Raw genomic sequence first — 19,800 nt, 5'->3', positions numbered from 1 at the left:
GAGCGGAAATCAACAGGCAAATTTAACAGAGCCGTTTATATAAAAGAGCCTATTGGGAAGAATACCATCTAATTCAAAAACTAATTATGACAGAAATTTTCTGATAACGTTCAAAAACATCCAAAATATAATTGTTTTTGAAAGAAAATGATTGATTTATGGAATCGTTTTCAGTATGATAATAACAAATAAACAAGTTGAAGGTGATTTAAGTGTTAACACCAGAACGGCATCGAATTATTCTTCAATTATTAAAAGAAAAAAGCATTGTTAAAATTCAAGAGGTAATGGACCTGACAAGATCTTCAGAATCAACAATCCGAAGAGACTTTTCTCAGCTAGAAGAACAACGGTTCCTAAAGAGAATCCATGGAGGAGCCTCAAGATTACAAGGCAAACTTCAAGAGCCAAGTATGATTGAGAAATCATCCAAAAACCTTCAAGAAAAACGACAGATTGCGAAATATGCAGCTGGGTTAGTCGAAGAAGGGGACACTATTTATATGGATGCTGGATCAACTGTAATGGAAATGATTGAATTTTTACCTAATAAAAATATTGTCGTTGTAACAAACGGACTAATGCACTTATCACCGTTACTAAATAAAGGAATTTCTACTTACTTGATCGGTGGATTAATAAAGCCAAACACCAATGCGTTCATTGGAAGAGGTGCTTTAGCGAGTCTTGATCTCTATCGCTTTGATAAATGCTTTATGGGGGTTAATGGTATACACCCACAGCTTGGCTTTACAACACCTGACCAAGAAGAGGCAATGGTAAAGCAAAAGGCAGTATCACTTTCAAGAGAGGCCTATATTTTAGCAGATAATACAAAGTTTGCTGAAATATCGTTTGCAAAAATTGCTGATATACATGAAGCAGCCATTATTACCAATGATTTAGAAGATGAAACTCAGGAGCAATATCGAAATAAAACTTCAATAAAGGTAGTGACAGCATGATTTACACATTAACTTTAAATCCATCGGTTGACTATATTGTTCAACTTGAAAGCTTTCAACTAGGTGAATTAAACCGTACAGTAAGTGAAGCTAAGTTTCCAGGTGGGAAAGGAATAAATGTTTCTAGGGTTTTAAAACAATTTGAGACAAAAAGTATAGCTCTAGGTTTTATTGGTGGATTTACTGGTACCTACATTGACCAATTTCTTCAGAGAGAAGAAATTGAAACCGATTTTGTTGAGGTGTCAGAAGATACTCGAATTAATATCAAGCTGAAGACGGAAAAAGAATCGGAAATAAATGCGAAGGGACCAAATATTTCTGAACAGGCATTCCAATTATTAAAGTCGAAGATTGGAACTTTAGGTTCAAATGATCTGTTGGTATTGGCGGGAAGCATCCCTTCATCATTACCAGAAACCACATATGAAGAGCTAGTGAGAATTTGTAAAGAAAATGGAACTTCTTTTGTTGTTGATGCTGAAGGATCCCTATTGAAAAAAGTTTTACCTTTACAACCATCTTTAATAAAACCTAATCACCACGAGTTAGGTGAACTGTTTAATACAGTTATTTCTAGTGCCGAGGAAGCCGTGCCCTATGCAAAAAAACTGGTAGAGATGGGTGCAAAAAACGTAATTGTATCACTTGCAGGTGATGGGGCAGTTTTAATAAATAAGGAAAAAGTTTTATTTGCCGAGGTTCCAAAAGGGGATGTGAAGAACTCAGTTGGTGCGGGGGATTCCATGGTAGCAGGATTTTTAGCTGCCTATCAATCTACTTCAAATATTGAAGAGGCATTTCGTTATAGTGTTGCTTCAGGAAGTGCAACAGCATTTTCATTAGGACTTTGTACAAAGGAAAAAGTGGAAGAACTGCTTCCACAAGTTTGTATAAAAGAGATACAGTAAAGGGAGGGTAATTGATGAAAATTACAGAGTTATTATCAAAGAATACGATTCTATTAAATATTGAAGGGAATCAAAAAGAAGAAACGATTAACCAGCTTGTTGATATATTAATGAAAGCCGATAAAATATCAGACGCTTCAGAATTTAAAGCAGCTATTCTAAAACGTGAAGAGCAAAGTACCACAGGAATTGGTGATGGTATTGCCATTCCGCATGCCAAAACTAAGGTTGTGAAGGAAGCGGCTATTGTATTTGGTAAATCTGCTTCCGGTGTAAATTACGAATCACTTGATGGTAAACCAGCACATTTATTCTTTATGATTGCTGCCCCTGAAGGTGCAAATAATACACATTTAGAAGCATTAGCAAAGCTTTCTGGATTATTAATGAAAGCTGAAGTGCGTTACGAGCTTCTAAAGGCAACAACACCAGAAGAAATTATTGAAACCATTAATCGATATGATAAAGAGGAAAAGAAAGAAACAAGCGCCCCTAATAAGAAGAACTTCATTGTAGCTGTTACGGGGTGCCCAACAGGGATTGCCCATACGTATATGGCAGCAGATTCATTAAAAGCAAAAGCTGCTGAAATGGGTATAGATATTAAAGTAGAGACCAATGGTTCAGGCGGAGCGAAAAATGTCCTTACTAGTGAGGAGATTAAACAGGCTACGGCTGTCATTATTGCTGCAGATATCAATGTAGAAATGGAACGTTTTAAAGGTAAGCACGTTATACAAGCAGCTGTTGCTGAGGGAATCCGTCGTCCACAGCAATTAATTGATCAGGCATTAAAACAAGATGCTCCAATCTACCATGGAAATGGGAATAAAAGTAATCAAGAATCTGAGAAAAAAGGTTCACGTACTGGATTTTACAAGCATCTAATGAACGGTGTTTCAAATATGCTACCATTTGTTGTGGGTGGTGGGATTTTAATTGCCATCTGCTTCATGTTTGGGTATAACTCCTTTAAGCCGGATGATCCATCTTATAACCAGATATCTGAGGCGTTAATGACCATTGGTGGTGGGAATGCTTTTGGGCTAATAGTCCCTGTCCTTGCAGGATTTATTGCACTTAGCATAGCTGATCGTCCGGGCTTTGCTCCAGGTATGGTTGGCGGTATGATGGCTGCAAGTGGCGGAGCGGGTTTTCTAGGCGGCTTAGTAGCTGGTTTTCTAGCAGGTTATATCGTTCTTCTTCTAAAGAAAATATTTGCTGGGCTTCCACGTTCACTGGAAGGCATAAAAAGTATTCTACTTTACCCGCTTTTTGGTATTGCGATTACAGGGTTTATCATGCTGTATGTCGTTAATAAACCAGTTGCATGGTTAAATGGTACGATTGCAGATTGGTTAACAGGTCTAGGAACAGGTAATGCAGTTTTACTAGGAATTGTGCTGGGGCTTATGATGTCCTTTGATATGGGAGGCCCAGTAAATAAAGCAGCATATGTTTTTGGGACTGGTTTATTGGCAAGTGGTGTTTATGGACCAATGGCAGCAATAATGGCAGCTGGAATGGTACCACCACTAGCGATTGCCATTGCAACGACATTATTTAAAAATAAATTTAATGACCAAGATAGAGATGCTGGAAAAGCATGCTATGTTATGGGATTATCTTTTATTACAGAAGGAGCTATTCCATTTGCAGCCGCTGATCCGCTTCGGGTCATCCCATCAGTTATGGCCGGTTCAGCCATTTCAGGTGCACTTTCAATGGCTTTTGGTATAGGACTACGTGCACCACATGGCGGAATATTCGTTGTCCCATTGGTTGAAGGTGGCGCACTTCTTTATGCACTTGCTATCTTTATTGGTTCAATTGTAGCAGCACTATTAATCGGTTTCCTTAAGAAACCAATTAAATAATTTTAAAGAAGGCGGACTCCATATTGAGTCCGCTTCTTTGTTATTAACTCTGAGGTTCTGATTGAGGCTTAATGAATATTAGTGCTACAATTGCAGCTAAAATACTTAAGCTGCTTAATAAAATAAATATCCAATGACTTGATTGCTTTAATAAAATCGCAATAATTGGGGGCCCAGCAGCGACTCCTATAAATCTCATCGAACTATAAATAGAAGAGATCGTACCGCGTTCTTCTTTTTCAATTCCTTCAGTAATAAGAGCATCGAGACAAGGGAGACTGATCCCAATCCCTATTCCACTTATTAAGAACATCGAGAGCATATACCATAGGTTTATTGAAAACCATAGTGCTGCAATGGAAAATGCTGCTGCTACTATTCCGATAAAGGTCAGCCATTTCATTAATACTTTATTTTTTTTAATTACTTTTCCGCTAATAAACGATGACAAACAAAGAGCCCCAAGGGGCAAGGCTAAAAAAAATCCCTTTTTAATATCCTTAATATCATACTCCTTTTCAAAGACCTCTGAAAGATAAAATAAGATCCCGAAAAGAACGAGCATAAGGATACCTCCAATAAAAAAGATGGCATAAAGCCAACGGCCTTTCTCTGTAAAGGTTTTTTTTACATTGATAAAGAATTGTTTGAAGGGTATGGGTTTTTCTGTAGTTTTAGGACATTTAACCAGTAAAAACATCATAATAACAGATATAGCACAAAATACAGGGATGGAAAAGAAGGGAAGAAACCAAATAAACCCAGCAAGAAACGCTCCTAGAATGGGACTAAGTACCTTACCAAAGGTATTAGCGGTTTCAATTAGTCCTAAACAACTACTCACATCATCCTCGTTTTTAAACATATCTCCTACAAGAGGAAGGACAATCGGTGCTGCTCCGGCTGCGCCAGCTCCTTGAAGTGCGCGGCCAAGTAAAATTAACCAATAAGCAGAATCTAATTTCCAAGCAGCCCAGCCGGAGATGATGCCGCCAATTCCCGCAATTATAAGGCTCGGTATGATAACTTTTTTTCTTCCAATATGATCAGATAAATAACCTGCAACAGGTATTAAAAAAATCGCCACAATAGAATAAACCGTAATAATCATACTAGTTTGAAAGGACGAAATCGATAATTTTTTTTCCATTGAAGGTAATACAGGAATCAACATTGAATTTCCTAAGGTCATCACCAAAGGAATAGACGACAATGAGATGATTGCCCACTTTTGGTTTGATACCTCACTGGATCCCTTTTTTCCAGCAGCTGCTTTCTTCTTTTCAGCCGTTGGATTTTGGCATAAATGTTCAATATGTTCCATTTATCATCTATCCCGCCTTAAATTATTTTCTACAGTTAATATTCTCACTTTTAAATTAAAAAAACTCGAAACAAAAATCCTTTTAATGGAAGCTTAATTAAGTGAAGATATTTTATATTTTGAAAATTTTTTTAATAATATCCTTGACATTAGATGGGGAAGTATAATAACATAATAAACAATATAAGGGCATTGACGAAGAGTAGTAACTTTTACGGATTCTCTAGAGAGCTGATGGTTGGTGCAAATCAGCGTAGACGTATAAGTGAATGGACTTCTGAGCCTCCAAACCGAACTCCTATATGGTCAGTAGGCTTTGGCGAAAATCTCGTCGTTACAAGAGACAGATATTCAGGCATTTGCTTCGATATCGGTAAAGTGAGCTAACTTAACTAATTAGCTAATGAAGGTGGCACCACGGGTCTCCCGTCCTTTTTGGATGGGGGGCCTTTTTGTATTCAAAAAATTAAATAGTGTAAATCGTTGAGCAAGAGGAGTACACAAGTTTTATTCTTTTCAGAGAGTCGGGGAAGGTGAGAGCCCGATAAGAATGGATTTGTCGAATGGACTTGTAAGAGACATCTTGAACAATAAAGTAGGGATGTACGGAGTTCCACCGTTAAAAGGATAGGGTATCGAATTCATTTTCTGTACCTGAAAAGAGGAAGTGGATTAGTATTTCTACTTCAAATGGAGGTGGCACCGCGGTCAAAGAATCGCCCTCTATATGCGTAATTCGTTACGCATATAGAGGGCGATTTTTTTATTTTTTCGAAAGGGGTTCATTATGAAAACAAAAACAAGTCTTATTATAAATGAAATAAAGGGTGACACCCTTACACCAATCTCAATATTACAAAAAATAAGAGGTGACAAGAAATTCTTATTAGAAAGCTCCCTTAAATACAATGACACGGGGCGTTACTCGTTTATTGGTGTAGACCCAGCTTACGAACTTGTTTCCAGGGGTAACCATAATGAGATTATCAAACGGAATGGCGAAAAAGAGGTATTAAGCGGAAACCCGCTAGAGGTGTTAAAAGAGCTAATCCCGGTACAGAACTCCGAGGAATTTCCCTTCCCGTTTATTGGAGGAGCTATAGGTTTTGTAGGGTATGACATCATCAGACAGTTCGAAATAATTGGTGAAGAATATCGGAACGGAATGGAAATGCCAGATGTTCATTTAATGTTTTATGAAGAGGTCATCGTCTTCGATCATTTAGAAGAAAAGGTATTGATTTGCGGGCTTCCACTTTCTTCTGATAGTGATAAAGAAGCGATAAAAAATAGGATGAAACAAAGAATGAAAGAAATAAAACAACCTACCTTTTATCACGAGGAGGAGCCTTATCATTTATCGGAATTTGTTTCAGAAACTTCAAAAGAGGATTTTATTAACAATATCAAGGTTGCAAAGGAACATATTCTTGAAGGTGATATCTTCCAGGTCGTACTTTCAAGACGTATGAAGTCTACCTTTAGCGGAAGTCCATTGTCTCTTTACCGCAAACATCGTTCCCATAATCCAACACCATATATGTTCTATATCGAATTTGACGGATATACGGTAATTGGGTCATCACCAGAAAGCTTAATTAAAACAAATGGCAGGAAAGTAATCTCCAATCCAATTGCAGGAACAAAAAAACGGGGAGAAGATAGTGAAGAAGATCAATTGATTGCTATGGAATTACAGCGGGATGAAAAAGAGCTTGCTGAACATAAGATGCTTGTTGATCTTGGGAGAAATGATTTAGGAAAAGTTTGTGAATTTGGGACCGTCCATGTTAACAAGTATATGGCAGTTGAAAAATATCGTCATGTGATGCATCTAGTGTCAGAAGTGAGCGGTAACCTTCTTCAAGATAAATCAGCAATTGATGCACTTGCTGCATGCCTTCCTGCTGGTACTGTTTCAGGTGCTCCTAAGGTTAGAGCGATGGAAATAATAAACAAATTGGAAAAATCAAAACGAGGCTTATACTCTGGAGCAGTTGGATATTTATCTGCAAATGGAAATATGGATTTTGCCTTAGCTATCCGAACATTGATTTTAAAAGATGGAAATGCCTATATCCAAGCAGGGGCAGGGATCGTTTTTGATTCAAATCCAGAGTCTGAGTACCAAGAGACATTAAATAAATTAAATTCCTTCCTGGAGGGTGAAAAATGATCTTATTGATTGATAACTTCGATTCATTCACATTTAACCTTTATCAGTATTTAGGTGAGCTAGGGGAGGAATTAGTTGTTTATAGAAATAATCAGCTAACCACAGAACAAATTGTAGAATTACACCCTAAAGCAATTATACTTTCCCCTGGGCCCGGAAAGCCGGAGGATGCAGGAATATGTATGGATGTGGTCCGAGAATTTTTTAATAAGATTCCAATTCTCGGTATCTGTCTTGGACACCAAGCCATTGGCGCTGCTTTCGGAGGTGTAATTCAGAGGGCAGAAATAATAAAACACGGGAAAACATCACTGGTTTCACATAATGACTGTGAACTATTTAATGATCTTCCCGACCTCTTCGAAGTCATGCGTTACCATTCCTTAATCGTTGAGGAGAGCAGTCTTTCTAAACAACTGGAATGTATCGCGCACTCAAACGATGACCAGGTAGTAATGGCTATCAAACATAGACAATATCCTGTGTACGGATTGCAATTTCATCCAGAGTCAATTGGTACACCAACAGGAAAACAAATATTAAATAACTTCTTACTCGAAATAGAAAGGATGAGCGGAAATGAAAAAGTACTTACTCCAGTTAGCTGAAAGGGAATCCTTCTCAGAAATCCAAATGCAGGAGGCGGTGGATTTTATTTTAGGCGAAGAGGTTTCTGAATCAGAAATTGCGGCCTTTTTAATGGGCTTGAAATCTAAAGGAGAAACAGTGGAAGAAATAACAGGTATTGTAAAAGCCATGAAAGCAAACACAGTGACATTTAAGAAGAAATTCTCAGGTGTTTTAGATAATTGTGGTACAGGGGGAGATGGTTCCTCGAGCTTCAACATAAGTACTACTTCTGCTTTTGTTATTGCAAGTGCAGGTATTCCGGTTGCTAAACACGGAAATAGAAGTGTATCCAGTAAGACAGGAAGTGCTGATGTGCTTGAGTACTTAGGGATTAATTTGAATTTATCCCCAGAAAGAACCGAAGAAATTCTACAAGAAATTGGAGTATCGTTTTTATTTGCTCCGAATGTACATCCAAAATTAAAAAAAGTAATGACAGTAAGAAAACAATTGAAAATCCCAACTGTTTTCAATTTTATTGGACCATTAACTAATCCAATGGAATTAGATTTCCAATTGCTCGGAGTGTACAGAAGAGATTTACTTCCGGTATTTGCAGAAGTCTTGAATAAACTAGGTCGTAAACGTGCGACGGTAATAAATGGAGCTGGGTATATGGACGAAGCCTCACTTCAAGGGGAGAACTACATTACGATAGTAGAGGACGGCATTATTACTAATCAGTCATTTTACCCTGAAGAGGTTAATCTTCCTCGATATGATAACAGCTGTATTAAGGGTGGGGATTCAAAGGAGAATGCGGATCTTTTAATTAAGGTTTTAAAAGGAGAGAAGGGTGCCCATCGTGACACTGTATTACTTAATTCAGGCATTGGAATCTATACCGCGGGGAAAGCAACCACAATTAATAATGGAATTGAGATAGCTAGGGAAATGATTGATTCTGGCAGTGCGTATGAAAAATTAACTCAGTTGATAGAAAAAACTCATGCTGAAGGACAGAAGGAGGCGATATAATTGGAAACCATCTTAGATAAAATTATTGAACAGAAAAAGAGAGAGGTTCTCCTTCTCCGTGAAGGACAACGTCCTTTACAAAATAAAATAAATCCAAAAAGGTCACTTATTAAAAGATTGCAAACAGCAAATGAAATTTCAATAATTGCTGAATTCAAACGTGCGTCGCCTTCTAAAGGGGTGATTAATAATACGACACTCCCTGCTGATCAGGCAAAATTATATGAAGAGTATGGTGCATCTGCCATTTCTGTTTTAACAGATTATATGTTTTTTAAAGGGTCATTCACTGATTTAACGACGGTCCGCGAAACAGTGGACCTGCCGATTTTATGTAAAGACTTTATTATTGATCCTATACAAATTGAATTTGCTGAAGCCAACGGGGCAGATATTATCTTGTTAATTGTTGCTGCATTAGATGAAAAAAAGCTAATAAATCTTTATGAATATGCTAAACAATTAGGATTAGAGGTATTGGTAGAGGTTCATAATCAAGTTGAGCTAGAAAAAGCACTTAAAACGGGAGCAAAACTAATTGGAATAAATAATCGCGATTTAAGAACCTTTCATGTCTCACTGGAAGTGACCGAAAAATTGGCATCTGCTGTCAGAAGCTCTGGAGCCTTTCTCATAAGTGAAAGTGGAATCTTCCATCAAGAGGATGTTGAGAGAGTTCGAAACTCAGGAGCAAACGGCATCTTAGTGGGTGAGGCGTTAATGAAAAGTCCGGATGTGAAACAATCATTTTTAAACTTTCGTTTGCCCTTATCAAAAGAGGTAGGAAGATGAAAGTTAAGATTTGTGGGATAACAGATGAATTAACAGGAATGGCTGCTGTCCGATTTGGTGCAGATGCAATTGGGCTTGTATTTGCTGAAAGTAAAAGAAAAATCTCAGTAGACAGGGCAAAAGAAATTGTTTTGCAACTACCGGAACAAGTTTATAAGGTAGGTGTTTTTGTAAATGAAACAAAAGAGCAAATAGAAAAAATAGCTGCCTTTGTTGGACTTACTCATATTCAATTACATGGTGACGAAACAGCTGCTTTTTCTAAATCATTATCCTTACCTGTTATTAAGGGGTTTAGTTTTCAAGACAACGATAGTTTGGGAGAAATGGCTAAATTTCCTAGTGACTATATTTTACTCGACAGTCCTAAAGGTAAATATAGAGGTGGAAATGGAACTACATTTGAATGGGAAAAAGTGAATCAAAAATTAATTGACGAAAAAAAAGTAATCCTAGCTGGTGGGCTGAATATCGAAAATGTAGAACAGGCAATCCAGATTATCAAACCGTTTATGGTAGATGTAAGTTCTGGAGTAGAAACGAATGGAATGAAGGATCTGGCTAAAATGAAAGCCTTTATTGAAAAGGTAAAAGGTAGCTTAACAGGAGGGAACCAAAATGAACACATATACATTACCGAATGAAAAAGGACATTATGGGAAATTTGGAGGAAGATTTGTTCCAGAAACACTCATGAAAGCAGTGATTGAACTTGATGAAGCTTATAAGAAGGCAAAAAATGATCCGAGTTTCCAAGAAGATATTAATCGATTATTAAAGGACTATGTCGGAAGAGAAACCCCCTTATATTTTGCAGAAAACCTTACAAAATATGCTGGTGGAGCAAAGATTTACTTAAAAAGAGAAGATTTAAACCATACAGGTGCCCATAAAATTAATAACGCTATTGGTCAGGCATTACTAGCTGTTCGAATGGGAAAAAGAAAAATAGTGGCTGAAACGGGAGCAGGCCAGCATGGTGTAGCAACGGCTACTGTTTGTGCACTATTAAACCTTGATTGCATTATCTTCATGGGGGAGGAAGATATCAAAAGGCAGGCATTAAATGTATTTAGGATGGAATTACTCGGTGCAAAGGTTGTTAGTGTTACATCAGGTAGTGCTACATTAAAGGATGCTGTTAATGAGGCCCTAAGATACTGGGTGGCAAATGTTGATGATACCCATTATTTATTAGGATCAGTTATGGGGCCACATCCATTTCCTCAGATGGTAAGAGACTTCCAGAGTGTTATTGGTAAAGAGACCAAGGAGCAATTTTTACAAGCTCAGGGTGTCCTTCCGGATGCGGTGGTAGCATGTATCGGTGGAGGGAGTAATGCAGCCGGGATGTTCTATCCATTTATAGAGGATGAAAGGGTCAGTCTCTATGGAGTAGAAGCAGCAGGACAGGGTGTGGACACAGAATATCACGCAGCTTCTTTAACGAAGGGGACACCAGGAGTTTTACATGGTGCATTAATGTATTTACTGCAGGATCAAGATGGTCAAATTCAAGAAGCGCACTCGATTTCGGCTGGTCTTGATTATCCAGGTGTTGGACCAGAGCACAGCTATTTAAAGGATATTGGTCGAGCAAATTACCATTCTATTACCGATAATGAAGCACTTGATGCTTTTCGTCTTCTATCGAAGCTAGAAGGAATTATACCAGCGTTAGAAAGTTCACATGCAGTTGCCTTTGCTGTAAAACTTGCGGCCGAAATGCAAGTTACAGAAAATATTGTCGTTTGTTTATCCGGACGTGGAGATAAAGATGTAGATACTGTGAAAACTAGGCTAGAAGGGGAGAAATAAAATGAATCGTTTACAACATACCTTTTCTTTATTAAAGAGAAATAATAAAAAGGCTTTCGTTCCCTACATAATGGCTGGGGATGGAGGATTAAATAATTTAGTTAATAGGATGGTATTATTAGAGAAATTCGGTGCTACTGCAATAGAACTAGGTGTACCATTTTCAGATCCAGTGGCTGACGGGCCAACCATTCAACGTGCTGGAATAAGAGCTCTTGAAAATGGCACGACTTTAAAAGGAATTATATCAGAAGTGGAAAAAGCACGGAGGGTTGTATCGATACCTATTATTCTTATGACCTACCTTAATCCAATATATTCTTTTGGGATAGAGGCCTTTGTTAAAGCGATAAGTGATGCAGGTGTCGATGGTTGTATTATTCCAGACCTTCCTATTGAAGAGGAGGACATGATTGCACCAAATCTAGAGAATGTTGATGTGGAATTAATTCGCTTAGTCACTCCAACCACTCCTAGGGATCGAATCAAATTAATATCCAGTAAGGGTAATGGATTTTTATATGCAGTAACTGTGAAGGGAATAACGGGGGTAAGAAATGAATATGATGCTGAATTGTATCAATTTCTAAAGTCGGTACAAGAGATAAGTCTAATACCGGTGCTTGCTGGTTTTGGAATTTCCAGTGAAGAGCAAATTAATGAGTTAACCAACCACTGTGATGGGGTAATCGTAGGGAGTAAAATAGTTGATTTATTTGAGGCAAACAATCTGAACGAAATGGAAGGGCTAATGTCCAGCTTTAAACAAGAATCGAAAATAGTCTAAGTGAAAAAGTCTATTCTTTTTAAGGGTAGACTTTTTTTGTCCGTGTCATTTGTTACAGCAGAAAGAAGCTGTTTTTACTATAATTTGGTTGACGATTTTATGTTGTTAGTTATCATTTATATAAGGATGGGGAATAATGAAGGTTTATGAAACGGTCCTGTCTATTCATTCAGATAAAAGTCCCATTTCATTAATTGCTACGCAAGAGGGGATAGGTGGAATCTCTTATCAGGTACGTGTTAATTTTGAAAAAAAAAGATTTGCCTCATTAGAATGGAAATCCAATAGAAATGGTCAGCCATTTTCAAATATTAATATGGCTAAACCAGGGAGTTTAGATGTGTTCAAACAAGCTATTTTTTCGATGAATTTATGGGATTGGAAACCTTGTTATCAAAAAGAGACAGGTATTATCCTTGGAGGAAAGTACTGGTCCGTTAAATTAAAAACAAAGGGAAAGATTTACGAAAGTGAAGGGACAGAAAACTATCCTCCTAATTGGGATAAGTTCTGTCAAGCGGTTGAAAAGTTAACAGGTACACCATTTCGCTAATTGAAGATGTAATGCTACTATAGGCATATTCTACTTCTTGATAGTGATATATAACTCCTATATAATATGGTTATACGCATTAAGTAATTATTTTTAGAAAACGGAATTATAATTCGTTCGATAGGTCTTGTTATGCTTGAAACTTCCCGTTGTGGAAGTTTTGTTTGTTTCTAATCAAATATGTTTTGGGTATAACCCATTATTCTGTAGGAGTGCAATATAGATGAAAGAAATTACTGTAGAAGATCTTTTTATGATAAAAACCCCAATTATTATTGATATACGCTCGCCGATAGAGTTTAAAGACGGTGCGATACCTGGAGCAATTAATGTCCCATTATTTTCAGATGAAGAGCGGCATGAGATTGGTATTATTTACAAGCAAGAAGGTCAGGCAGCAGCTAAGTGGAGAGCAATGGAACTCGTCTCACCCAAATTACCTGAATTGTTACATACAATTAAAGGCCATCATACCAATGGAGAATTAGTCATCTATTGTTGGCGTGGTGGGATGCGAAGTAATTCAGTTGTGACTTTCATGGAATTTGCTGGGATATATGCTTGGCGTTTAATCGGCGGTTATAAAGCATATAGACACCATATACTTGAAAAAATACCGACAATAATTCCCCGAAATGCAGTAGTCATCCATGGAATGACAGGTGTTGGAAAAACAGAGGTGCTAAAGCTTCTGAAACAAAAGAGTTATCCAATTTTAGATCTTGAAGAGATGGCTGGGCATCGTGGATCAATCTTTGGCACCATTGGTCTAGGTGAGGGGCATAACCAAAAAACTTTTGACTCACTCTTATTTAAAGGGCTTCAGGAAATACAAGGTTCAAATTATTTTCTTGTTGAGGCCGAAAGTAAACGAATTGGAAAAGCTGTTCAACCTGAGGAACTAATGGATATCAAATTTAAGGGCATAAATATTTACATTCATTCTCCGCTTGAACAAAGAGTGAAGCACCTTATCTCTGAATATGTACTGCCATATGGGAATGAACCATGGTATGAGAGTAAAATATCAAGTAATTTGGAAAAGGTATTAAGACGGGTCAGGGATTTGGAAGTAAGAAGCAAACTACTGGGCTATTTAGATGAAAAAAACTATCACGAATTGATTCGAATTTTACTGGAACATTATTACGACCCTCGTTACGACCATGCAAGACAAGAATACGAAGGGGATTTCTACGATATTTTTGCTGATAACCCTGTTGATGCAGCTGAAAAAGTCGAAAAAAAGCTTACAGAACTATCCTTCCGACCACAATTCGAAACAAATAAATTCATGTAATACTAGAAGCTCGGTTAAGGAGAGGCTGACTCAGAAAATGTGTCAGCCTTTTGTCTTTTCTAAGAAAATTCTAATCTCCCTCTCATCATGGTCTCCTTTCAAAAAGGTAAAATATTTTTATTAATCCTTTTACTCCACCTAATTCTTCCCTATTAAATATTCCATGTTTATGTTTCAAAATGTAAAGTAAGGAGGAATGTAACATGCTATGGGTTAGACTAATTATGGTTGGATTTTTCTCTTTAACAGCCCTTTCTCTCCTGTCATATCAATCAGTTGAAATTCTTCATGCATTTATTGATTTTTTTAAAGACAAACATCAGTTAAAATAGAAAGCAAAAATGAATTGAGAGCGTGGATGTATGCAAAATATACTAATTATTGAAGATGAAAAGAATTTAGCTAGATTTATTGAGCTTGAACTGAATCATGAAGGTTATAACACCACCGTATTAGCAAATGGCCGAAGTGGATTAGAATTGGCTCTCTCAAAAAATTGGGATGCCATTTTACTCGATTTAATGCTGCCAGAATTAAATGGAATGGAGGTGTGCCGTAGGATTAGACAGGCGAATAAAACGATTCCGATTATTATGATAACTGCAAGAGACAGTGTACTTGATCGTGTTTCTGGATTAGATAGCGGAGCGGATGATTATATCGTTAAGCCATTTGCTATTGAAGAATTATTGGCTAGATTACGGTCCTTGTTTCGAAGAATAGATGCAATCAATTCAAATGAATTAACAACACTCACCTTTAAGGATTTAGAAGTTGAACTTGAATCATGTATTGTAAAAAAAGCAGGAAAAATTATTGGACTTACTAAGCGAGAGTTTGACTTATTAGTCATTTTTATGAGTAATATTAACATTGTATTAACAAGAGAAGTTCTATTAAATAAAGTTTGGGGTTACAGTACTGGTGTTGAAACAAACGTTGTAGATGTATATGTCCGATATTTAAGAAACAAAATAGATGATCAAGTTAATGGAAGCTACATTCGTACAGTTCGCGGTACAGGATATGTAATGAGATGATTAATAAAATAACACTTATATTTAATAGATTGCCATGGCAAAGCAAACTGGTGTTAAGTGGTTCATCAGCTATTTTTCTTACGTTCTTTTTGTTTAGTTTTTTAGAATATCATACAGTTTCGAAATGGATGATGAATCGTGAGGAAATGGCTATTAATCGGACGATTAAGGATATTGCCACCTTTTATAAAGCAAAGGCGGAAACTTTAACCCGTACTGATATAATTGAGACTGAAGACTTTTTAAGGAACATGAATGATAAAGACCAATTAATTCGAGTTTATGACAGTAATGGTAATATACTTGTTTCTGATAAAAACGGTAACTTTCCTGTACTGGAGCCCGTTCCGACGAGGGTTAGTACAACAGATAGGATTTCAATCGAGGGAAAAGAGGCTTTTGTAGCCAGATATCCAATCAATGGAGATAAATTTACAGGGACACTAGAGGTTGTCCGTCATTTAAACAACTATCATAAAATGATGAGCAATCTCTTTTGGGTAATGACTATTTTTGGAGTAGCAGCAATCATTTTTAGTGCCATTAGCGGCCTTATCCTTGCTAAACAGTTACTGCAACCTGTTAGAAGGTTAGCAAAAGGAATGAAAAAAATAAAGGAAGAGGGCTTTCAGAGAAGAGTGGAGGTCTATAAACAAAAGGATGATTTAACTGAACTTACAAATGTGTTTAATGAGATGATGGACGAAATTGAAAAATCCTTTCAGGCTCAAAAACAATTTGTAGAGGATGCTTCTCATGAACTTAGGACACCTGTTTCTATTCTGGAGGGCCACCTATCCTTACTAAATCGGTGGGGAAAAAAGGATCCTGTTATTTTAGAAGAATCATTAGATGCTTCATTACAAGAACTATCAAGATTAAAAAAGTTAATTAACGACCTCTTAGTGCTAACGCGTGCAGAAAACCAAAGAATTGTAATTGCAGAAAAAACAGATTTAGTTGACCTTGTTCTAAAAGTAATTAGTAAACTAGAAATCATTCATCCGGATTATCAGTTTGAAATTAAAATGGAAAAGAATTTACCGATGATTTCTATGGCAGAACATCATTTTGAACAAATATTAATTATTTTATTAGATAATTCAATAAAGTACTCGAATGAGGATAAAACAATCTCTATTTCTGGTGTCCGAGATGAGGGGGATGTGATTGTTTCTGTTTCAGATCATGGAATTGGGATCGCTAATGAGAATATCCCAGACGTGTTTAACCGTTTTTATCGAGTAGATAAAGCACGTGTTCGTGAAAACGGTGGTACGGGTCTGGGCCTTTCCATTGCTAAGCAGCTAGTAATAAAATACAAGGGATCAATATTAATTGAAAGTAAAGAAGGTATTGGAACAAAAGTGAGTATTTCTATACCAATTGTCGCAAATCAAGGGAAATCCTGATTCCAATGGTGTTGAAAATGATGAAAGACCGCTGAAATACATTTCAGCGGTCTTTCAATGTAAAAAGTTAACGTTTCTTAAACGGCCTTAGTCCACGACGTTGAATCTCATCTTTCAAAATCTTAATCCATTCCTTTTCCTTACCTGACTTTAATGCATCCCGATACGAAACAACCAATTGCTCGTTACTCATAATTTTCAAGATAAGATGGCCTCCTTGGAAAGTGGATTGAGTATTCAGTTTTTATTATTGTAATGGTTTTCATTCACTTTGAGAACCCTTTTTTATCATTTTTTTAAAGGTTCACAGACTTGTAAAAAAAGGAAAAATATATTTTTAAAAATATTGAATATTCTTAAAAATATGGTAACATACTTTTGAAAGCGTTTTATTTTAGCGCTTGGTCTACTGGTATTGAGGGGGATGAAAAAATGGCAGCTTTATTAAATAGTACTATTGGTAAATTATTAGAAGAAAAAGCAGAATTGCATCCAGACCATACAGCAGTGATCTATTCAGATCGAAATTTAAGATGGAGTTATCGTAAATTTGACAGTATATGTAGAAAAGCTGCTAAGGGCTTTATGAAGCTTGGTATAGAAAAAGGGGAACAATTAGCAGCATGGTCGAGTAACACGCCTGAATGGCTTGTAACCCAATTTGCTACAGGTAAAATGGGGGCTGTTTTAGTTACTGTGAATACCAACTATCGTACAGCTGAACTCGAGTATTTATTAAAACAATCTGATTCTACTACCATTCTTTTAATGGATATTTGGAAGGATTCTTCTTATATAGATATGATTTACGAAATTGTCCCTGAATTGAAGAACTCAGAACCTGGGAAGGTGAATAGCAGCAGGCTTCCTTTTCTTAAGAATGTAATTGTTCTTGGTGATAAGAAATATCCAGGTACCTTTTCCTGGGAGGATATCATGCGACTGGGTGAAGAGGTTACCGATGAAGAATTAAACCGACGGATGGACTCCCTAGAGCCTGATGATGTGATTAATATGCAGTATACCTCGGGGACTACTGGATTTCCAAAAGGTGTTATGCTTACACATTACAACATCGTCAATAATGGATTTAATATAGCTAATTGCATGAAACTGACTGTTGAAGACAGGCTTTGTATCCCTGTTCCTTTTTTTCATTGCTTTGGTTGTGTCCTTGGTACGATGGCATGTGTTTCCGTCGGTGCAACAATGGTCCCCGTTCAAGATTTTAATCCGAAAAAAGTGCTTCAAACGGTTCAAGACGAAAAGTGTACCGGGCTCCATGGTGTGCCAACGATGTTTATCGCAGAACTGAATGAGCCGGATTTTGATATTTATGACCTATCAACGTTACGAACGGGTATTATGGCAGGATCCAACTGTCCGATTGAGGTAATGAAGGCTGTCATTGAAAAAATGGGTGTTAGGGAAATAACGATTGCTTATGGACAAACAGAGTCTTCACCAGTCATTACCCAAACCAGGACTGACGATCCAATTGAATTACGAGTCGAATCCGTTGGGAAAGCACTTCCAAACGTTGAGGTGAAAATTGTTGAACCTGGATCAAACAGAGAAGTGGAACGAGGTGTGCAGGGGGAATTATGTACAAGAGGTTACCATGTGATGAAAGGATATTATAAAAATTTAGCAGCAACAAATGATGCAATAGATCAGGATGGATGGTTACATACGGGTGATTTAGCCATTATGGATGAAAATGGATATTGCAAGGTTACAGGTCGTTTGAAGGATATGATTATCAGAGGAGGAGAAAATATTTATCCTCGTGAAATTGAAGAGTTTCTCTATTCCCATCCGAAAATACTTGATATTCAAGTAATAGGTGTTGCAGACGAAGTGTACGGTGAGGAAGTTATGGCATGGATAATATTAAAAGAGGGAGAAAAAGCATCTGCAGAGGAGATTAAGGAATATTGTATTGGTAAGATTTCTAAGCATAAAATCCCAAGATATATTGAGTTTACAGAGTCATTTCCAATGACAGCATCAGGAAAAATTCAAAAATACCTTTTACGAGAGAATGCAAGAAATGTAGTAGCAAAGCATTAATTTTTCAAGAGGAGATGAAGGGATATTGTTGCGTATCAAGGGTTGTATTGATTATACTAATAATTGGACAAAGACGGAAAGGAACGATGGCAACAATGATTCATTTATCATGGCGTGAGCGGGAAACCGTTAAGAAAGTAAAATGCGTTCATACAGATGCGGAGAAATACCTGGTAAACAATGCACTAACTGCAGGTGAAATTTATGATGTAAAAAATGAAACAGAGGAATTTTATTATATCATTGACAATACTGGCAAAGTTGGTGGCTTTTACAAGGATTACTTTCAAGATGTATAAATAAGTTCATGACTTCAAAAATAAAAGCTGCCTGGTACTTGTGTACCAGGCAGCTTTTATTTTTTTATTTTTGTTTCAACTGTACTTCAGGTTTTTTGCTTTGATATAGGCTACGACTAATGTAGGTTTGAACAATTAAAAATGTACCCCCTACAACCCAATAAAGAGGGAGGGCAGCAGGTGCATTAAAAGAGAACATGACAATCATTAATGGAGAAAGCAAGCCCATATATTTCATTTGTTCCTGCTGCTGTGTCGGCATATTGGATTGGGATACTTTAAATTGAAAATAATAAATTAGCCCAGCAATAATGGTAATCACTATATCAGGATGTCCAAGACTGAACCATAAAAATTCGTGTGTCTTAATTTCCTCCGAACCTCTAATCGCATAATAGAAGCCGGTTAAAATAGGCATTTGAATGAGAATAGGTAAACAACCCATATTAAGTGGATTGACACCATGTTTTTGATAAAGGCCCATCATTTCTGCTTGAAGTTCTTGTTTTTTCTTTGGATCTTTCTCGGCCTTCATTTTCTTTTGAATAACATCCATCTCAGGCTTTAAAACATCCATTTTTTCTTTCATAGCCATTTGGTTTTTATATTGTTTTAACATTAATGGCATTAGTATAAGTCTAATAATCAGGGTTACAAGAATAATCGCTAAGCCGTAATTCCCACCAAAAAAATCTGCTACTGAATGAATGGTAAATGAAAATGGATTTACAAAATAAGTATGAAAAAATCCGTCGTTTTTACCGCTTTGAGTCTGAGCTGAACATGCAGATAATAGGAATGTTGTAATAGTAAGAATAGAGATAATTATAAGTGAAGAACGTTTCGTTTTCATATTTCCTCCTAA

At 36.8% G+C, this 19,800-nt stretch carries 20 protein-coding genes and 2 other annotated features; of the genes, 17 read left to right on the top strand and 3 right to left on the bottom strand.

The window, feature by feature from the left end; genetic code table 11:
* Window positions 1-212 precede the first annotated feature (212 nt).
* Genes ABES03_RS23430 through ABES03_RS23420 form a run of 3 tightly spaced genes read left to right on the top strand, consistent with a single transcriptional unit; the run spans window position 213 to window position 3,753 of the window.
* Window positions 213-965 carry a DeoR/GlpR family DNA-binding transcription regulator gene (locus ABES03_RS23430; protein WP_430121230.1) on the top strand — a complete coding sequence of 251 codons (753 nt, stop codon included), beginning with the start codon at window positions 213-215 and terminating at the stop codon, window positions 963-965.
* Entirely contained in the window at window positions 962-1,876 is a 915-nt protein-coding gene (gene pfkB / locus ABES03_RS23425) for a 1-phosphofructokinase (protein WP_430121228.1), read from the top strand. Before ABES03_RS23430 ends, pfkB begins: the two co-directional genes overlap by 4 nt.
* A 14-nt stretch (window positions 1,877-1,890) precedes the next feature.
* Window positions 1,891-3,753, top strand: a complete 1,863-nt coding sequence (locus tag ABES03_RS23420; RefSeq protein WP_430121226.1) for a PTS fructose transporter subunit IIABC — start codon at window positions 1,891-1,893, stop codon at window positions 3,751-3,753.
* A 43-nt stretch (window positions 3,754-3,796) separates the two neighbouring features.
* On the opposite strand, the gene ABES03_RS23415 is transcribed toward ABES03_RS23420, so the two are convergent.
* Window positions 3,797-5,077: an MFS transporter gene (locus ABES03_RS23415; protein ID WP_430121224.1), complete on the bottom strand. Its 1,281-nt coding sequence runs from the start codon at window positions 5,075-5,077 to the stop codon at window positions 3,797-3,799.
* Between the two features lie 183 nt (window positions 5,078-5,260).
* Window positions 5,261-5,514 (top strand) — a binding site (T-box leader).
* Between the two features lie 37 nt (window positions 5,515-5,551).
* Window positions 5,552-5,804: a binding site (T-box leader), on the top strand.
* A 60-nt stretch (window positions 5,805-5,864) separates the two neighbouring features.
* Between ABES03_RS23415 and trpE the strand changes: the two genes are divergently transcribed.
* From trpE to ABES03_RS23355, 12 genes are all read left to right on the top strand, one after another.
* Window positions 5,865-7,253: an anthranilate synthase component I gene (trpE, locus tag ABES03_RS23410; RefSeq protein ID WP_430121222.1), complete on the top strand. Its 1,389-nt coding sequence runs from the start codon at window positions 5,865-5,867 to the stop codon at window positions 7,251-7,253.
* Window positions 7,250-7,861: an anthranilate synthase component II gene (locus ABES03_RS23405; RefSeq protein ID WP_430121220.1), complete on the top strand. Its 612-nt coding sequence runs from the start codon at window positions 7,250-7,252 to the stop codon at window positions 7,859-7,861. Before trpE ends, ABES03_RS23405 begins: the two co-directional genes overlap by 4 nt.
* Window positions 7,833-8,861, top strand: coding sequence for an anthranilate phosphoribosyltransferase (gene trpD, locus ABES03_RS23400; protein ID WP_430121218.1), 1,029 nt, complete (start codon window positions 7,833-7,835; stop codon window positions 8,859-8,861). The genes ABES03_RS23405 and trpD overlap by 29 nt, the downstream gene beginning before the upstream one ends.
* Window positions 8,862-9,653 (top strand): indole-3-glycerol phosphate synthase TrpC, encoded by a 792-nt coding sequence (gene trpC / locus ABES03_RS23395; RefSeq protein ID WP_430121216.1) that lies wholly within the window; start codon window positions 8,862-8,864, stop codon window positions 9,651-9,653.
* Entirely contained in the window at window positions 9,650-10,297 is a 648-nt protein-coding gene (locus ABES03_RS23390; protein ID WP_430121214.1) for a phosphoribosylanthranilate isomerase, read from the top strand. Before trpC ends, ABES03_RS23390 begins: the two co-directional genes overlap by 4 nt.
* Complete coding sequence (trpB, locus tag ABES03_RS23385; RefSeq protein WP_430121212.1) at window positions 10,272-11,471, top strand: tryptophan synthase subunit beta; 1,200 nt, start codon at window positions 10,272-10,274, stop codon at window positions 11,469-11,471. The genes ABES03_RS23390 and trpB overlap by 26 nt, the downstream gene beginning before the upstream one ends.
* A 1-nt stretch (window position 11,472) precedes the next feature.
* Window positions 11,473-12,258 carry a tryptophan synthase subunit alpha gene (gene trpA, locus ABES03_RS23380; protein ID WP_430121210.1) on the top strand — a complete coding sequence of 262 codons (786 nt, stop codon included), beginning with the start codon at window positions 11,473-11,475 and terminating at the stop codon, window positions 12,256-12,258.
* Window positions 12,259-12,394: 136 nt separating this feature from the next.
* A complete protein-coding gene (locus tag ABES03_RS23375) occupies window positions 12,395-12,811 on the top strand; it encodes a hypothetical protein (protein ID WP_430121208.1) in 417 nt (138 codons plus the stop codon).
* 223 nt (window positions 12,812-13,034) lie between these two features.
* Window positions 13,035-14,111 carry a tRNA 2-selenouridine(34) synthase MnmH gene (gene mnmH, locus ABES03_RS23370; RefSeq protein ID WP_430121206.1) on the top strand — a complete coding sequence of 359 codons (1,077 nt, stop codon included), beginning with the start codon at window positions 13,035-13,037 and terminating at the stop codon, window positions 14,109-14,111.
* 203 nt (window positions 14,112-14,314) lie between these two features.
* The gene (locus ABES03_RS23365) at window positions 14,315-14,443 is read left to right on the top strand and encodes a hypothetical protein (RefSeq protein ID WP_430121204.1); all 129 of its coding nucleotides are present in this window, start codon (window positions 14,315-14,317) and stop codon (window positions 14,441-14,443) included.
* Between the two features lie 30 nt (window positions 14,444-14,473).
* Window positions 14,474-15,151: a response regulator transcription factor gene (locus ABES03_RS23360; protein WP_430121202.1), complete on the top strand. Its 678-nt coding sequence runs from the start codon at window positions 14,474-14,476 to the stop codon at window positions 15,149-15,151.
* Window positions 15,148-16,563: a HAMP domain-containing sensor histidine kinase gene (locus tag ABES03_RS23355; RefSeq protein ID WP_430121200.1), complete on the top strand. Its 1,416-nt coding sequence runs from the start codon at window positions 15,148-15,150 to the stop codon at window positions 16,561-16,563. The genes ABES03_RS23360 and ABES03_RS23355 overlap by 4 nt, the downstream gene beginning before the upstream one ends.
* 67 nt (window positions 16,564-16,630) lie before the next feature.
* Here the strand turns inward: ABES03_RS23355 and sda are convergent, their stop codons facing one another.
* Window positions 16,631-16,756: a sporulation histidine kinase inhibitor Sda gene (sda, locus tag ABES03_RS23350; protein WP_413310016.1), complete on the bottom strand. Its 126-nt coding sequence runs from the start codon at window positions 16,754-16,756 to the stop codon at window positions 16,631-16,633.
* Between the two features lie 239 nt (window positions 16,757-16,995).
* On the opposite strand from sda, the gene ABES03_RS23345 reads away from it, so the two are divergent.
* Entirely contained in the window at window positions 16,996-18,636 is a 1,641-nt protein-coding gene (locus ABES03_RS23345; RefSeq protein ID WP_430121198.1) for an AMP-binding protein, read from the top strand.
* A 95-nt stretch (window positions 18,637-18,731) separates the two neighbouring features.
* On the top strand, window positions 18,732-18,935 hold the full coding sequence (locus tag ABES03_RS23340) for a DUF6501 family protein (RefSeq protein WP_430121240.1): 204 nt from the start codon (window positions 18,732-18,734) through the stop codon (window positions 18,933-18,935).
* A gap of 64 nt (window positions 18,936-18,999) precedes the next feature.
* On the opposite strand, the gene yidC is transcribed toward ABES03_RS23340, so the two are convergent.
* Entirely contained in the window at window positions 19,000-19,788 is a 789-nt protein-coding gene (gene yidC / locus ABES03_RS23335; protein ID WP_430121196.1) for a membrane protein insertase YidC, read from the bottom strand.
* Window positions 19,789-19,800: the final 12 nt, after the last annotated feature.

This window comes from Neobacillus rhizosphaerae (assembly GCF_050477885.1).
GTDB lineage: Bacteria > Bacillota > Bacilli > Bacillales > Cytobacillaceae > Neobacillus > Neobacillus rhizosphaerae_A.
This window is presented reverse-complemented; position numbering and strand designations above follow the sequence as displayed.